This window comes from Micrococcus antarcticus (assembly GCF_044872765.1).
Lineage (GTDB): Bacteria > Actinomycetota > Actinomycetes > Actinomycetales > Micrococcaceae > Micrococcus.
Genome location: NZ_CP085253.1, coordinates 46260 through 62160 on the forward strand (window position 1 = coordinate 46260; position 15901 = coordinate 62160).

At 73.5% G+C, this 15901-nt stretch carries 15 protein-coding genes and 2 riboswitches; of the genes, 7 read left to right on the forward strand and 8 right to left on the reverse strand.

From position 1 onward, the window contains the following. The first annotated feature begins 84 nt into the window (after nt 1-84). A complete protein-coding gene (gene putP / locus LG274_RS00245; protein WP_298712927.1) occupies nt 85-1731 on the forward strand; it encodes a sodium/proline symporter PutP in 1647 nt (548 codons plus the stop codon). Further along, entirely contained in the window at nt 1728-2321 is a 594-nt protein-coding gene (locus LG274_RS00250; RefSeq protein ID WP_298712930.1) for a 2'-5' RNA ligase family protein, read from the forward strand. Before putP ends, LG274_RS00250 begins: the two co-directional genes overlap by 4 nt. Before the next feature lie 149 nt (nt 2322-2470). Here LG274_RS00250 and LG274_RS00255 read toward each other — a convergent pair whose 3' ends face one another. The 7 genes from LG274_RS00255 to thiC form a co-directional block, all read right to left on the reverse strand. Next, the gene (locus tag LG274_RS00255) at nt 2471-3886 is read right to left on the reverse strand and encodes an NAD-dependent succinate-semialdehyde dehydrogenase (protein ID WP_298712935.1); all 1416 of its coding nucleotides are present in this window, start codon (nt 3884-3886) and stop codon (nt 2471-2473) included. 63 nt (nt 3887-3949) lie between these two features. Beyond that, on the reverse strand, nt 3950-4699 hold the full coding sequence (locus LG274_RS00260) for a DNA-3-methyladenine glycosylase I (protein WP_298712938.1): 750 nt from the start codon (nt 4697-4699) through the stop codon (nt 3950-3952). Between the two features lie 105 nt (nt 4700-4804). Next, nucleotides 4805-5476 (reverse strand): ABC transporter ATP-binding protein, encoded by a 672-nt coding sequence (locus LG274_RS00265; RefSeq protein WP_298712941.1) that lies wholly within the window; start codon nt 5474-5476, stop codon nt 4805-4807. Continuing rightward, nucleotides 5476-6600 (reverse strand): hypothetical protein, encoded by a 1125-nt coding sequence (locus LG274_RS00270; protein ID WP_343282345.1) that lies wholly within the window; start codon nt 6598-6600, stop codon nt 5476-5478. Before LG274_RS00270 ends, LG274_RS00265 begins: the two co-directional genes overlap by 1 nt. Before the next feature lie 8 nt (nt 6601-6608). Further along, nucleotides 6609-7529: a hypothetical protein gene (locus tag LG274_RS00275; protein ID WP_298712947.1), complete on the reverse strand. Its 921-nt coding sequence runs from the start codon at nt 7527-7529 to the stop codon at nt 6609-6611. Between the two features lie 40 nt (nt 7530-7569). Further along, nucleotides 7570-7998: a hypothetical protein gene (locus LG274_RS00280; RefSeq protein ID WP_298712950.1), complete on the reverse strand. Its 429-nt coding sequence runs from the start codon at nt 7996-7998 to the stop codon at nt 7570-7572. Between the two features lie 373 nt (nt 7999-8371). Continuing rightward, the gene (gene thiC, locus LG274_RS00285) at nt 8372-10231 is read right to left on the reverse strand and encodes a phosphomethylpyrimidine synthase ThiC (RefSeq protein ID WP_298712952.1); all 1860 of its coding nucleotides are present in this window, start codon (nt 10229-10231) and stop codon (nt 8372-8374) included. Continuing rightward, nucleotides 10230-10341: riboswitch (TPP riboswitch) on the reverse strand. (Overlaps the previous gene by 2 nt.) 73 nt (nt 10342-10414) lie before the next feature. On the opposite strand from thiC, the gene thiD reads away from it, so the two are divergent. Continuing rightward, nucleotides 10415-11278 (forward strand): bifunctional hydroxymethylpyrimidine kinase/phosphomethylpyrimidine kinase, encoded by an 864-nt coding sequence (gene thiD / locus LG274_RS00290; protein WP_298712954.1) that lies wholly within the window; start codon nt 10415-10417, stop codon nt 11276-11278. 187 nt (nt 11279-11465) lie between these two features. On the opposite strand, the gene LG274_RS00295 is transcribed toward thiD, so the two are convergent. After that, nucleotides 11466-12179, reverse strand: coding sequence for a thiamine phosphate synthase (locus tag LG274_RS00295; RefSeq protein WP_298712960.1), 714 nt, complete (start codon nt 12177-12179; stop codon nt 11466-11468). A 46-nt stretch (nt 12180-12225) separates the two neighbouring features. Beyond that, nucleotides 12226-12330, forward strand: a riboswitch (TPP riboswitch). Nucleotides 12331-12334: 4 nt separating this feature from the next. On the opposite strand from LG274_RS00295, the gene LG274_RS00300 reads away from it, so the two are divergent. From LG274_RS00300 to moeB, 4 genes are read left to right on the forward strand one after another with little or no spacing between them, the layout of a single operon-like run. Continuing rightward, nucleotides 12335-13645 (forward strand): FAD-dependent oxidoreductase, encoded by a 1311-nt coding sequence (locus LG274_RS00300; protein WP_298712963.1) that lies wholly within the window; start codon nt 12335-12337, stop codon nt 13643-13645. Beyond that, nucleotides 13642-13887 carry a sulfur carrier protein ThiS gene (gene thiS / locus LG274_RS00305; RefSeq protein ID WP_298712966.1) on the forward strand — a complete coding sequence of 82 codons (246 nt, stop codon included), beginning with the start codon at nt 13642-13644 and terminating at the stop codon, nt 13885-13887. The genes LG274_RS00300 and thiS overlap by 4 nt, the downstream gene beginning before the upstream one ends. Next, nucleotides 13880-14710 carry a thiazole synthase gene (locus tag LG274_RS00310; protein WP_298984708.1) on the forward strand — a complete coding sequence of 277 codons (831 nt, stop codon included), beginning with the start codon at nt 13880-13882 and terminating at the stop codon, nt 14708-14710. Before thiS ends, LG274_RS00310 begins: the two co-directional genes overlap by 8 nt. Nucleotide 14711: 1 nt before the next feature. Beyond that, nucleotides 14712-15887, forward strand: coding sequence for a molybdopterin-synthase adenylyltransferase MoeB (gene moeB, locus LG274_RS00315; RefSeq protein WP_404464771.1), 1176 nt, complete (start codon nt 14712-14714; stop codon nt 15885-15887). Nucleotides 15888-15901 lie beyond the last annotated feature (14 nt).

A 15901-nucleotide genomic window follows, 5' to 3' on the forward strand; every position in this document is an offset into this window, starting at 1 on the left:
GGCCTCGTCATCGCCGTGAGCCGGGCATTCTGTCACACGAACTTTCGGCTGGGGTTCAGAGACGATCTGTGGAACTCTGGAATAATGGACATGAACACGATCTATTTGTTATTGGCAATCGGCTTGTACTTCGCCGCCATGGTGGCGATCGGCCTGTACGCCTCGAAACAGAACTCCGACCTGGACGATTACCTCCTGGCCGGGCGAAACATGAAGCCCTCGGTGGCCGCTCTCTCCGCCGGCGCCTCGGACATGTCCGGCTGGCTGCTCATGGGCCTGCCCGGCGCCATCTATGCCGCCGGCCTCGTCGAGGGCTGGATGGCCGTCGGCCTCGTCGTCGGCGCCTGGGTGAACTGGAAGATCGTGGCCCCGCGCCTGCGCTCCTACACCGAGGTCTCCGGAAACTCCGTGACGATCCCCTCCTTCCTGGAGAACCGCTTCAAGGACCGCACGCACATCCTGCGCATCGTGGCCGGCCTCATCATCCTCGTCTTCTTCACGTTCTACGTGTCCTCCGGCATGGTGGCCGGCGGCAAGTTCATCGAGTCGACCTTCGGGCCGGACTCGCTCTACGCCGAGGGCATCAGCATCAACTACCTCACCGGCATGATCGTGGTGGCCGGCATCACCGTGCTGTATACCCTCTTCGGCGGCTTCCTGGGCGCATCCCTGACTGACGTGGCCCAGGGCATCCTCATGTTCCTCGCGCTGGTGATCGTGCCGATCGTCGTGATCATCTCCATGGGCGGCTGGGACGCCGTCGTGGAGGGCCTGCGTGCCGCCGATGCCGCCTCGGCGGGGGCCGGTGACCCCGTGGACCACTTCTCGCTGTTCGCCAACGCGACACTGATCGGCGTCCTCTCCTCGCTCGCGTGGGGCCTCGGCTACTTCGGCCAGCCGCACATCATCGTGCGCTTCATGGCGCTGCGCACCGCCCAGGATGCGACCGTCGCCCGGCGCGTGGGCATCACGTGGATGACGCTCTCCGTGTTCGGCGCCGTCCTCACCGCGCTCGTGGGCATCGCGTACTTCCAGGCCAACCCGGGCACCACGCTCGCCGACCCGGAGACCGTGTTCCTCGTGCTCTCCTCCATCATGTTCCACCCGTTCATCGCGGGCCTCGTGCTGGCGGCCGTGCTCGCCGCCGTCATGTCCACCCTGTCCTCGCAGCTCGTGGTGTGCTCCTCCGCTCTCGTGGAGGACCTGTTCAAGGTGGGCGGGCGCACCGCCTCCCCGAAGACGCTGCTGTGGATGGGCCGCCTCGGTGTGCTCGTGATCGCCCTGATCGCCGGCCTGCTCGCGCTGAACCCGGACTCCTCCGTGCTCGAGCTCGTCTCCTTCGCGTGGGCCGGCTTCGGCGCCGCCTTCGGCCCCGTGATCCTGCTCGCCCTGTACTGGCCGCGGTTCACCTCGTGGGGCGCGATGGCCGCCATGGTCACCGGCGCCGCCGTCGCCTGGTTCTGGTCCGAGGCCAGTGCCGAGACGTGGGAGTGGTTCGGCCTGTACGAGCTGTTGCCGGGCTTCGTCGCCGCCCTCGTGGTGGGTGTGGTGGTGTCCCTCGTGACACAGCGCTCGCGCCGGGTGCAGCGGCGGATCGACGCCGAGTTCACCGGCGCGATCGACATCGTGGCCGGCCGCGATCCGCACCCGGACGTGGCCCCGGCCGCCATGACGCGGGACGCCGCCGGGGGCTCGACCGCAGCCGCCGCGGATCCGCACGCGCAGGCGTGAGGCTCTTCCTCGCGATCCGTCCGCCGAGGGCCGTGCTCGACCACCTCGAGCCGGCCCTCGACGGCGTCCGGGACCGGGCCGGACGCGCGCTGCGCTGGACCGATCCGGAGCAGCGGCACCTGACGCTGGCGTTCCACCCGGAGGTGCCCGCCGGCGCCGTGGACGACGTCGTCGCCGACGCCGGCTGCATCGCGGCGGGACATGCGCCGCTGGACCTGCACCTGGCCGGGGCGGGGGAGTTCTCCCACCGCACGCTCTGGGTGGGGGTGGGCGGGCAGGTCCGGGAGCTCGGCGCGCTCCTGGCGGAGCCCTGGCTCGCCGACGACGACGGCCGGGACCGCCGGCGCGCCCACCTCACCGTGGCGCGGGTCTCGGGGGTCGCGCCCCGACCTCGGGGTCGGAGGCGGGGCGAGTCCCGTCCGCCGGCGCCGGCCACCGTCCTGCTGGCCGAGGCCGTGCGCGCGCTCGCGGTGTACCGCGGGCCGGAGTGGACCGCGGACGAGCTCGAGGTCGTGGCGTCCCGGCTCGGCGAGGGCCGGTCCGGCGGGCCGCTGCACGAGGTGCTGGCGACCGTCCCGCTGCGCGGCTGAGGGGCCGACGAGCAGGCCCGAACCAACAGAGTGGTCACGACATGCCGCCACCGGCGTCCGGTGACGGCGTGTCGTGACCACTCTGTGTGCGTCAGGCGGCCGACGGGCCGGCCGGAGCGGGGGACCCGTCCGGCCGACCCGGCCCCGGGTCAGCCCTCCAGGGGGCCCTGCACCGCGTACAGGCGCTTGTTGGCGAACTCGTCCACGGCCATGGGGCCGAGCTCGCGGCCGAAGCCCGAGCGCTTCACGCCGCCGAAGGGCAGGTTCGCGCCGGCGGCGGAGGCGAGGTTCACGTTCGCCATGCCCACCTCGAGCTGGTTGGCCACGCGCTTGGCCTCGTCCAGGTCCGTGGAGAACACGGCGCCGCCGAGACCGTACTGGGAGTCGTTGGCCAGGGCCACGGCCTCCTCGGCCGAGGACACCTTGTAGACCACGGAGGCCATGCCGAACAGCTCCTGCGTGTAGGCGGGGTTCTCCTGGTCCACGTCCGTGATCACGGCCGGGGAGACGTAGAATCCCTCGCCCTCGGGGCCGGAGACGCGCTCGCCGCCCACGTGGACGGTGGCGCCGGCCTCCTTGGCCGCGGCGATCTGCTCGGCGAGCCCGTCGGCCGCAGACTCGGAGGACAGCGGGCCGTAGACGTCGGCGTCGCGCGAGGTTGGGTCGCCGGGCTTCATCGCCGAGGAGCGCTGGACCAGCTCGTCCACGAAGTCGTCGTAGAGGTCCTCCATGACGATCATGCGCTTGTTCGAGTTGCAGGCCTGGCCCCAGTTGCCCATCCGGGTGGCCAGTGCGTCGCGGGCGGCGGCGCGGGCGTCCGGCGCGGAGAGCACGATGTACGGATCGGAGCCGCCGAGCTCGAGGACGACCTTCTTGAGGTTCCGGCCGGCCTGCTCGGCGACGGCGGCGCCGGCCCGCTCCGAACCGGTGAGGGATACGCCCTGCACGCGCGGATCGGCGATGATCGTGGAGATCTGGTCGTGGGTGGCGAACACGTTCTGGTACACGCCCTCTGGGAGCCCGGCCTCGGTGAAGAGCTCTTCCAGCAGCTGCGCCACCTGCGGGTTGATCTCGGCGTGCTTGAGCAGGATGGTGTTGCCGAGCACGAGGTTCGGCGCCACGAAACGGGCCACCTGGTACACCGGGAAGTTCCACGGCATGATCCCCAGCAGCGGGCCGATCGGCAGCCGCTGGACGAACGCCTCCTGCCCGGAGAACTGCTTGATCGGCTGGTCCGCGAGCAGCTCCTCGGCCTCGTCCGCGTAGTACCCGAAGATCTGGGCGCCGTAGCGCACCTCGCCGACCGCCGCGCCGAGGGACTTGCCCATCTCCGTGGTGATCACCGCGGCGATGTCCTTGGACCGCTCGGCCAGCAGCTCGGAGATCCGCTTCACGACGGCGGCGCGCTCGGCCACCGACTTCTGGGACCACTGCTCGTAGGCGGCCTGCGAGGCGTCGAGGGCGTCGGCGATCTGCTGATCCGTGGCGTTGTCGAAGGACTTCAGCAACTCCCCGGTGGCCGGGTTGATCGTGCGGTAGCCCTGAGAGGCGGAGGTGGTGGTCATCAGTCGTCACCCTTTCGTGTGGACGTCCTGCGTTGAGCTCCCCATCCTGCCGGAGGCCCCCGCTCACTCCCAGATCCCGGACGCCCCTCTTCGCCACGAGCCGAGAAGGTGGGTGTCCACGACCCCGGCGGCCTCCATCAGGGCGAAGCACGTGGTCGGCCCCACGAATCGGCAGCCGTGCGCCTTCAGCGCCCTCGCGAGCGCGCGCGACTCGTCGGAGGTCGAGGGGACCTGCGCCACCGTCTCCGGCCGTGGGGTCGCGGCAGGCTGGTGAGCCCAGACCAGCCCCGGCAGGCCGGTGGCGGGACGGTCGCCGTCGCCGTGCCAGGCCGGGCCCGCGCCGGGGGAGCCCGGGTGCAGCGGGGTGAACCGCTCGCCGCGCATCCCGACGACGGCTCGTGCGTTCGCGATCGCGGCCTCGATCTTGCGCCGGTTCCGGATGATGCCGGAGTCCGCCAGCAACGCCTCGACCTCCGCGTCCCCGAACGCCGCGACGGCGTCCGCGTCGAAGCCCGCGAACACCTCCCGGAACCGGGGCCGCTTGGCCAGGACGGTCCGCCAGCTCAGGCCCGACTGGAACGCCTCGAGCACGAGGCGCTCGAACAGGCCCCGCTCGTCCGTGACGGGCAGGCCCCACTCCGTGTCGTAGTACTCCCGCAGCAGCGGATCCCGTGCCGCCCACGGCGGGCGGGCCCGCCCGTCCTCACCCACGACGACGCCACTCGGCAGCGCCTGTCGCCCGTCGGCCGGTGGATCCTCGGCGAGGGTGGAGACGGGGGCGGGGAGGCCGTCGTCGGCGTGGTGCGCGCTCATGCACCCGAGCCTAGGAGTGGTCCCGGACATCCGGAGCCGGAACGCGACGCCCGGGGACGCCACGCCGTCTGCGGACACCTGTGCAGGAGGCACGGCCAGACGTCGTCACTCGAGCCGCCCGGCCCGCAGCCGCCACGTGTGGTCGCACCGGGCCGCCACGGCGGGGTCGTGCGTGACGATCACGATCGCCCGCCCCGGCTGGGACATGGAGCGGAAGAGCCCCATCACCTCGTCGGTGCGCTCCTCGTCCAGGGCGCCCGTCGGCTCGTCGGCGAGCAGCAGGGAGGGCCCCATGATCACGGCCCGGGCGATGGCCACGCGCTGGCGCTCGCCGCCGGAGAGTCGGCCGACGGGGTGGCGGAGACGGTCTCCGAGTCCGAGCCGCGTCAGAAGCTCCGCGGCCATGTCGCGGCGCTCCCGCTTCGAGGTGCGCGGCCGCGCGTAGAGCAGCGGCAGGGCCGCGTTGTCCACGGCGGTCGCCCGATCGATGAGCAGATGGTCCTGGAGCACGATGCCGCAAGTCCGGTTCCGGTAGGCGTCGCCGTCGGACGACCACGGTGCCGGCAGGCTCCGCCCGGCCACACGGATGCTCCCGGCGTCCGGTGTGTCGAGGCAGGCGAGGAGCCGCAGCAGGGTCGACTTGCCAGACCCGGAGGGTCCCATGATCGCGTGGACGCCGCCCTCGGGGACCTGGAGTGAGACGCCGCGGAGCACGGGGACATCCCCGGCGGGGCCGCGGTAGGAGCGGTGCACGTCGTGCACGGTGAGCAGGGACATCACACGGTCCTTTCGACGAGTGCCGCCGTGCGGACGGCCCGGTGCAGCCGGCGGAGGGGATGGCGGGTGCATGCGGCGGCGATCGCCAGGACGACCGCCAGTCCGACCACGACGACGACAGGCGCCGGACGCAGTCCGCCCGCTTCCGAGGCGATGCCGAGGCCGAGCAACGATCCGAGCACGGCCGGAATGCCCCATACCGCGGCCACGGATGTGGCGATCCGGAGCCGGATCAGTCGTCTGGGCGCCCCGACCGTCAGGTGCGCCAGCCACGTGGGCGTGAGTCGACGGGTCATGGTCGTCAGGAGGCTCACCACTGTCACGACGGCGCTGGCAAGCCCGGCGGTGTAGGCGGTGATCATGAGAGCGGCACCGCGGGCTTCTCGGGCGATCGGGGACCTGGCCGAGGCGATCGGGGCCAACTCGGCGACCACGCCCGTCTCGTCCTCGAGGACGTCGAGTGCCGCTCTCACCTCGGAGGCCGCGTCCTGACGTGCCACGACGGAACCGTAGACCGCCGCGAGCTGGGCCGGTTCGATCAGGCCGGCCATGGTCGTGGTGCTGGTGACGATGACGGGCGACTCACCCAGGGGCCAGAGGGATCCGTCGGCCCGCGGCGCGGCCGCGTCCCCGGGGAGTGGGCCGGCATAGCTGTGGGGTGTGGACCCCACATACACGGTGCCGCCCGGCCCCCCGGAGGTGATCGCGGCGGGAGCGAAGTACACACCCTCGGCGGGACTGACGGCAGCGGCAGCGCCGAACTCCCGGGCCAGACCAGGCGTGGCGATGACCGCCCCCTGCAGCCGGGGGTCCTCGATTCCGATGGCGTCCGTCACGAGGAAGGCACGGGGGTCGACTCCGTCGACATGGGCGGCGAACGCCCGGGAGACGGTGTCGACGGCGCGGGGGCGGAGGTCGGTCGTGACGGCGGGGTCCAGAATCCTGGCTGTCACCAGGCCCGACGACTCGGCGTCCTCGAGCACCTCGAGCGCCGTGGTCACCCCGCCGGCGACGCCCAGGGCCAGTCCGAACACGACCGACGCCATGGTCGTGTGCAGCAGGGACAGGAACAGCAGTCCGGGCGTGTTGAACAGGTCGCGGAGACCGTCCGCAATGGCCCGCATGGCTGCCATCATGCGTGTGCCCTTCGGACCCAGAGGGTGGACAGGGTCGTGCCGAGGATGAGGATGGCGTCCACGACGAGCACGGCGGACCAGAGGAGAGCGGTGTCCCCCGTGAGCCCGATCTCCGCGTCCCACCGGGGCCATGCCACGAGCCAGACTCCGCCGGCACTCGCGGCGGCGGTCGCCCAGGCGAGTATGGCGGGCCAGACACCGAGCCGGGCCGCTCGCAGCGGGGAGGCACCGACGAGGCGGTGTGAGGTGACGGCAGGGAGCAGTCGACTGCGCAGGGTCGTGCGCCAGACGACCTGTGCGCCCAGCAGGGCGAAGCCGGCGATCACGGCGAGCAGGGGCACATGGACACTGCGTCGCATCGCTGCCTCCCACGGCGGCGGGAGCGGGACGACGTCGACGACGACACCGGCCCGCCGCAGCGATTGGACGAGCTCGTCGACCTGGGCCGGTGATCCGCCGATCACGCCGGCAAGGGACGAACTGTCGGTGGAGAGGAACGGGACCAGGAGGTCCGCTTCGGTGGCGCGATCCGGCGCGGAGGAGAGGTCTCGGACGACGACCCGATCGACGTCCGGCCAGCTCAGCTCGCCCGCAGCGGCACGTGCGGCGAAGGGGGAGGTGCTGGGGACGACCGCGGTAGGGGCGACGCCGTCCGGGAGCACGCCCAGAGCAGGTCGGCCGGCGAGGGCCGTCACGTGGGGGCTCGTGGACGTGGCCGCAGAACCGGAGTCCGGTCCCGTCAGCGACGTCCGGATCATGGGCCAGGCCTCGCCAGCGGGGAATGCCGAGATCTCGTACACCGTGCCGTCCAGGTGCCAGCGTTCCTCCTTCTCCACCCCGACGTAGGACGCGAGGAGCGCTGCTGTTCCGAGCGCGATCAGGAGAAGGAGGAAGCGCGAGGCGAACAACCGTGTCACGGGCGGCGTCTGGGAGGACGCGTCAGGATCGAATGAGCGGTCACTTCACCTCAACCTCCACGACGCGGTCGACCGGAATGCCGACGGCCCCCACGGGTGCACGGTTCAGGCTGTAGGTCATGCGAGTTTTCGGCGCCGTGAATGAAAGAGTGTCTTTGTACGTCATGGAAGCGCTCACGCGCTGCCCGCAGGCGGTTGCGCATGCAGTGGTCGCAGTCCGAGTGCCTTGGGATCCGCCGGAGTATGTGATGCTGCCCCCGCTGTACCGGTCCCCGTTGCTTTGCTTCACGCAGATGGTGACGCTGATGTTGCCGTAGTAGTTGACGGAAAGTGAGACGTGGTCGTTCGTGACGATCCAGCCATTCCCAGAAGCGACCGTGGCTGCTGCTGCGCTCGAAGCCAAGGCGGCAGCAGCAGGCGTTGCTGTGCCCAGGATCCAGACTGTCGCGTCTTTCTTGGTCTTATACATGGCGGATTCCCTCCACAGGGCCCTCGCGGGCGAATGTGACACACATTACAGGTGTCGAACCGAACGCTAAGAAGTGTGTGTGTGTGTCAAGAGCTCACTCGCACCCTTCCTGCTGGCCCCTCAAGGCTGGTCACAGTGTCGCCCCAGCAGGTCCTTCCAGAGCCACCTCCAGGCGGCCGTCTCCTCGGGGGAAGCAACCTTGGACTGCGTGGCGGTGACTGCGGCCTTCGTGGGTTTCCCGTCGGCCGGCGGACGCGCCTCCATTCCGCCCAGGGGCAGCCGGTGGCCGCCGCGATCGCGGGCAGGTTCGCCCCGCGCGCGGGGGAGGTGCTCATGGCCAGCACCCTGGCCCCCGCGCCGCGGCACGGACCGCTCAGTCCCTCGCGAGCACCGCGTCCCCCTCGGGCCGGCGCAGGCTCGGCTCGGGCAGGTACACGGACCCGCCGGCGGCCCGGAACTCCGCGGACTTCGCGGCCATGCCAGCCTCGGCGATTCTCGCCTGCTCGGACGCGCCGCCGAACTCGCTGCGGATGTCCTGGCTGATGCGCATGGAGCAGAACTTCGGCCCGCACATCGAGCAGAAGTGGGCGGTCTTGGCGGGCTCGGCCGGCAGCGTCTCGTCGTGGTACTCCTCGGCGAGCTGCGGATCCAGGCCGAGGCCGAACTGGTCGCGCCAGCGGAACTCGAAGCGCGCCTTGGACAGCGCGTCGTCGCGGTCGCGGGCGCCGGGGTGGCCCTTGGCGACGTCGGCGGCGTGCGCGGCGATCTTGTAGGTGATCACACCCGTCTTCACGTCGTCCCGGTTCGGCAGGCCCAGGTGCTCCTTGGGCGTGACGTAGCAGAGCATCGCGGTGCCGTAGCGGGCGATCTCGGTGGCGCCGATGGCCGAGGTGATGTGGTCGTACGCCGGGGCGATGTCCGTGACGAGGGGGCCGAGCGTGTAGAACGGGGCCCCCTTGCACAGCTCCTGCTGGCGCTCCACGTTCTCCCGCACCAGGTGCAGCGGGATGTGGCCGGGGCCCTCCACCATGACCTGGACGTCGTACGCCCACGCCCGCTCCGTCAGCTCGGCCAGCGTGTCGAGCTCGGCGAACTGGGCGGCGTCGTTGGCGTCCGCCACGGAACCCGGCCGCAGGCCGTCGCCCAGGGAGAACGCGACGTCGTAGCGCGCGAAGATCTCGCAGAGCTCGTCGTAGTTCTCGTAGAGGAAGTTCTCCTTGTGGTGGCCCAGGCACCAGCCGGCCATGATCGAGCCGCCGCGGGAGACGATGCCGGTGACGCGGTCCGCGGACAGCGGCACGTGGCGCAGCAGCACGCCGGCGTGCACGGTCATGTAGTCCACGCCCTGCTCGCACTGCTCGATCACGGTGTCGCGGAAGATCTCCCAGGTCAGGGCCTGGTGGTCGCCGCCGACCTTCTCGAGGGCCTGGTAGATCGGCACGGTGCCGATCGGCACCGGGGAGTTGCGCAGGATCCACTCGCGGGTGGTGTGGATGTCGTCGCCCGTGGACAGGTCCATCACGGTGTCCGCGCCCCAGCGGGTGGCCCACTGCAGCTTCGAGACCTCCTCGGCGATCGACGACGTCACCGCCGAGTTGCCGATGTTCGCGTTGACCTTCACGGCGAACGCCTTGCCGATGATCATCGGCTCCGACTCGGGGTGGTTCACGTTCGCCGGGATGATGGCGCGGCCGGCCGCGACCTCGGAGCGCACCAGCTCCACGTCCACGCCCTCGCGCAGGGCGGCGTAGCGCATCTCCGGGGTGATCTCCCCGCGGCGGGCGTAGTGCATCTGGGTCACGCGCCGGCCCTCGACCGAGCGCAGGGGTGCGCGCTTGTCTCCCTGCCACTCCTGGGTGGAGGCGCCGCGGCGCACGGCCGAGCGGCCGTCGTCGAGCAGGTCGCGCTCGCGGCCCGCGTACTCCTCGACGTCGCCGCGCGTGCGGATCCACTCCGCGCGCAGGGGCGGAAGGCCGCGGGTGGGGTCGGCGCCCGGGCCCATGGTGCGGTACACGGTGAGCGGCTCGTTCGGGGTGCCGTCGGGGGAGTCGTCCTGGTGCACGCGGGTCACCGGCACGCGGATGCCGTGCTCGGGGTCCTCGAGGAAGCCCAGGCGGTGCGTGGGGTAGTTCTCCTCCGCGACGACGGCGGCGCCGGCCTCGGCGGACTCGGACGCGGCGGCCTCGGCGGGGGCAGGGGTGGTGGGCGGAGCGGTGCGCTCGGAAACGGCCATGGCCGTGTCTCCTTCTTCCTTCGCCGGCATGACCCGGACAGGTTCAGACGGTGGTCGGACGGCGTCAGTCCGATCTCAGCCCCATGCCAGGGGCCCCCGTGGGGATACCACGGACGCTAGACCATCCGGGCCGCGTGTGTCGAACCGCCCGGCGGGGGCGCCGGACGTGGCACCCTGGGCCGCATGAGCGCCCCCGACTGCCGGTCCGTGCCCCGCGTCCTGTCCATCGCCGGCTCCGACTCCGGCGGCGGCGCCGGCATCCAGGCCGACCTCAAGACCATCGCGGCGTGGGGCGGCTACGGGCTCACCGCGATCACGGCCGTCACGGCGCAGAACACGCAGGGCGTGCAGGCGGTGCATCCGCTGCCCGTCGACGTCGTCCGCGCCCAGCTGGACTCGGTCGCCGCGGACATCGGGCTCGACGCCGTGAAGATCGGCATGCTCGGCTCGCCCGAGCTCCGGGATGCCGTCCGCGACTGGCTCGAGCGGGTCCGGCCCCCGCGCGTCGTGCTGGATCCCGTGATGGTGGCGAGCTCGGGGGACGCGCTCTCCGACGCCGCCGTGCCCGCCGGGTGGGCGCCGCTGCTCGCAGCGGTGGACGTCGTCACGCCCAACCTGCCCGAACTCGCGGCGTTGACCGGCGCGGACGTCCCCGCGCGGTGGGCGGACGCCCTGGAGCTGGCCCGCGGCCTCGCCGCGGAGCACGGCGTGACGGTCGTCCTGAAGGGCGGCCACCTCCGGCATGCCGCGGACCTCGCGGAAGGGGTCCCGGACGCCGTGATCGGCCCCGAAGGCCGGGTCACCGAGGTGCGCGGCGCGCGCGTCTCCTCCCGGTCGACGCATGGAACGGGCTGCACGCTCTCCTCGGCGCTCGCGGTGCTCGCCGCGGGCGGGACGGCCTGGGAGGACGCCCTGCGCACGGCCAAGCCGTGGCTCGCGGAGGCCATCGCGGCGGGGGAGCGGCTCGACGTCGGCCGGCGCACCGACCGCTGGCACGGCCCGCTCGACCACAGCCATCGGGACCGGGGGGCGGGCGATCGGGACTGATCGTTCTGGAATGGCTGCCCTCGAACCATGGGCAGACCCAGGGAGTTCGACGAGGCCGCTCCTGGAGGTACCCCTCGACGAGACGCAGGAGCACGACCGCGTCATGGTCACGGTCGATGACCCCGTGGCGAGGGCGGGGGTCGTCCACGCGGCGCTGCCGCGCCGCTCCCACCCGGGCGCGGCAGCGTCAGCCCGTGACCGCCGCACGCAGACTCCGCGCCGCCGCCTCCGGATCGTCGGCGCCGGTCACGGCCCGCACCACCACGATCCGCTCGGCGCCCGTGCCCAGCACCGCGGGCACACGGTCCTCGTCGATCCCGCCGATCGCGAAGAACACACGTCCCGCCGCCTCGCCGCCGGGGGCGGTGATCTCCGCCGCGAACCGCGGCAGAGCGAGCCCCACGGCGGCCCGGCCGGGCTTGGTCGGCGTCTCCCACACCGGCCCGGTGCAGAAGTAGTCCAGCTCCGGATCGGCCGCGGCCCCGCGCACCTGCTCCTCGGTGCGGCAGGACCGCCCGAGCAGCACCTCGGGGCCGAGCACGCGCCTCGCCTGCGTGCTCGTCAGGTCGTCCTGGCCCGCGTGGAACACGTCCGCGCCGGCCAGGAGTGCGACGTCGGCCCGGTCGTTCGCGGCGGACAGCGCCCCGTGCTCGCGCGCCAGCTCCACCACGATCGCCAGGGCCTCGAGCTCGACGCCCACCTCGACCCGCTTGTCCCGCACCTGCAGGGCGTCCACGCCGCCGCGAAAGCACGCGGCCGCGAAGGCGGCGAACGCGCCGGCGTCAAGGGCGCCGTCGTCGCGGACGTGGCGGGAGAGGTCCGTGCAGACGTACAGGCGGGCGCCCGCGAGGCGGCGGGCGCGCTCGGCGCGTGTGGCGAGGGCGGCGGGGCGGTGCGGCATGCGCCCACCCTGCCACGTCCGCCCACCGGGCGTATGCTGGGCGGCATCCATGGGAGCCCGCGCCACAGCGGGCTGAGAGGGACGCAGTCCGCGCACGCGCGGGGCGCGCCGACCATCAGACTCGATGCGGATCATGCCGCCGTGAGGAGGAGCCCATGCGCTGCGTGGTGGTGGGGGCCGGGATCGTCGGCCTCGCGACGGCCGTGCGCCTGCGGGACGCCGGCCACGAGGTGACCGTGATCGCCCCAGACCTGGACGCGCCCGCCGTCGGCGACGCCGCCACCCACGCCGCGGCCGGCATGCTCGCCCCGCTCGGGGAGACCCAGTACTCGCAGTCCGGGCTCGGCGCGCTCCTCGCCCGGTCCTGGGCGCTCACCGGCGACCTCGTCGCCCGGATCGAGGCCGGTGGCGCCTCCGCGGGTCACCGCGTGGAGGGTGCGTGGCTCGTGGGCGCCGAGCCCGCCGACGCGCGGCGCTGGCGCGAGACGCTCGCGGCCGTCGACGCCGCGGGCGCGGATCAGGCCCCCGCCGCGGAGCCCGGCACCGCCCTGCGGCTGCCGCGTCCCGTCGCCCCAGTGACGGTCGCGGCGCTGCGCCGCGCCGAGCCGGCCCTCTCACCCGCCCTCGCCGGCGCCCTCGACGCCCCCGACGACGATCAGCTCGACCCCCGCCGGGCCCGTGCCGCGGCCCTGACGCGCCTCGCCGCCGACGACGGCGTGCACCTGGTCCCCGCCCGTGCCGTGACGGTGCACCAGGTGGGCGAGGAGGTGGAGGTGACCACCGCCGGGTGTGCCGGGACCGCGCAGCCGATCACCGCCGACGTCGCCGTGCTGGCCGCGGGGCTCGGCCACGCCGCGCTCGGGGGCGACCCCGCCGCCCTGCCCCTGCCGCTGCGCCCCGTGCACGGGGACATCCTGCGCCTGCGGGTGCCGGCGTCCCTGCTGGCCCCGGGAGAGGAGCACCTGCTCAGCCGGACCGTGCGCGCTCTGGTGGGCGGACGGCCCGTGTACCTCGTCCCGCGCGCGGGCGGCGGGCTCGTGCTCGGCGCGACGAGCCGCGAGGACCGCGAGGCCGGCACCCCCGCCGGCGCCGTGCTCGACCTCCTCGAGGACGCCGCCCGCATCCTGCCCGCCATCCGGGACTGCCTGCTCGAGGAGGTCACCACGCGCGCCCGCCCCGGCAGCCCCGACGACGCCCCGTTCCTCGGCCCGCTGCCGGATGCGCCCCGAGTGATCGTCTGCACCGGCCACCACCGGCACGGGGTGCTGCTCGCGGCGTGGTCGGCGCACGCCGCGCTGGAGCTGGTTCGCCGGGCGGCGGGGGAGCCGGGCAGGCCGGGCGGGGCCGGCCCCGCCTGGACCGCCGCCGACGAGGGGCTGCTCGACCTCGTCCGCCCCGACCGCTTCGCCGTCTCGGCGCCGTCCGCCGAGTCGTCCCCCGCCCCCACGCAGGAGGTCCCCGCATGAACCCGCACACCCTGACGGTCAACGGCGAGGCGAGAGCGTTCGACGCGCCGCTCTCCCTCCGCGCGGTGGTCGCGCAGCTGACCGGCCGCGAGATCCGCCCCGACGGCACGGCCGCCGACGGCGGACGGCTCGGCGTCGCGGTCGCGGTGGACGAGGCCGTCGTGCCGCGCTCCCGCTGGGACGCCACCGTGCCCGAGGCCGGTGCGCGTCTCGAGATCGTGACGGCGGTGCAGGGTGGCTGAGCGCGGGGGAGCACCGGACGTCGTCCCGCCCCTCACCGTCGGCGGTCGCGAGATCGGCTCGCGCCTCATCATGGGCACGGGCGGCATCACGGACCTCGCCGCGCTCGAGGCCGCCCTGGTCGCCTCGGGCACCACGCTCACGACCGTCGCCATGCGCCGCCACGCCGTGGGCGGGGGCTCGGGCGTGATCCCGCTGCTGGACCGTCTCGGCATCGAGGTGCTCCCCAACACGGCGGGCTGCCACACGGCGCGCGATGCCGTCCTCACCGCGCAGCTGGCCCGCGAGGCGCTCGAGACGGACATGGTCAAGGTGGAGGTGATCGCCGACGAGCGCACCTTGCTGCCCGACGTCGTCGAGACCCTCGAGGCCACCGAGCGGCTCGTCGCCGACGGCTTCACCGTGCTGGCCTACACCTCGGACGACCCCGTGGCCGCGCGGCGCCTCGAGCAGGCGGGCGCGGCCGCCGTCATGCCGCTCGGCTCGCCGATCGGCAGCGGCCTGGGCATCCTCAACCGCCACTCCCTCGAGCTGATCTGCGAGCGCGCGTCCGTGCCGATCATCCTCGACGCCGGCGTGGGCACCGCCTCGGACGCGGTCCTCGCGGTGGAGGCCGGGTGCGACGCCGTCCTGGCCGCGTCCGCCATCACGCGCGCCGCGCATCCGGCGCGCATGGCCCGGGCGCTCGCGCTCGCGGTCGAGTCCGGCTGGGAGGCCGCCCACGCCGGGCGCATCCCGCCGCGTCCGCTCGCCACGGCGTCCTCGCCGATGGCCGGGCGGATCGCCCCCGTGGGCGAGGGCGACGACCGGACGGGGTGGTGGTGAGGTGAGCGCCGCGGACCCCCGCGGGTGCCGCGCGCCGCACGGCCTCGACGAGCTCGCCGACACGCAGCTCGAGCGCTTCTCCCGGCAGATCGCCCTCGAGGGCTTCGGCCCCGAGGCCCAGCTCGCGCTGCTGCGCTCCCGCGTGCTGGTGGTGGGAGCCGGCGGCCTCGGTGCGCCCGTGCTCACCTACCTGGCCGCGGCCGGGGTGGGGGAGGTCCACGTGATCGACGACGACGTCGTCGAGCGCTCGAACCTGCACCGTCAGGTCATCCACGGCGAGGACGTCCTCGGGCGGCCGAAGACCGCCTCGGCCGCCGCCCGCATGCGCGCGCTGCACCCCGAGCTGCGCGTCGTGGAGCACCGCGAGCGCCTCACGGCGCAGAACGCGCTGGAGCTGGTCCGCGCGGTGGACCTCGTCGTCGACGGGACGGACACCTTCGCCACCCGCTACCTCGTGGCCGACGCGTGCGAGATCCTCGGCGTGCCGGTGGTGTGGGGCGCGATCCTGCGCTTCTCCGGGCAGGTGAGCGTGTTCCATGCCGGCCACGGCCCCGTCTACCGCGACCTGTTCCCCGAGCCGCCGGAGCCCGGCGATGTCCCCACGTGTGCGCAGGCGGGGGTGCTCGGCGTCCTGCCGGGGATCATCGGCACGCTCATGGCGGCGGAGGCGATCAAGCACCTGGCCGGCGTGGGGGAGACGCTCCTCGGGCGCCTCCTGACCGTCGACGCGCTGACCATGCGGTTCACCACGCTGGCCCTCGCCCCGGATCCGGACCGCTCGCCCGTGACCTCGCTGGACGCGCACCGGGCCGCCCGCGGCGACGTCGGCTGCGCGGCCCCGTCGGCGGGGGAGGCGGTCTCGGCCGCGGCGCTGGCGCGGGCGCTGGCCGAGCCGGGCGGCGACGTGGTGGTGGTGGACGTGCGCGAGGACTGGGAGCGCCGGCTCGGCGCCATCGAGGGCTCGGTCCACGTGCCGCTCGGGGCGATCGAACGGGATCCTGCGGCAGGCCTGGCGCGCGCGGGGGACGGCGAGCCGGCACGCTGGGTGCTGCACTGCGCCGCCGGGGTGCGCTCCGCGAAGGCCCGGGACCTCATCCTCGCCGCCCGACCCGAGCTGACCGGCCGGGTGCTCTCCCTGTCCGGCGGGTACGCGGCGTGGGAGCGGGAGGGGGACTGAGCGTCGACGCCGTG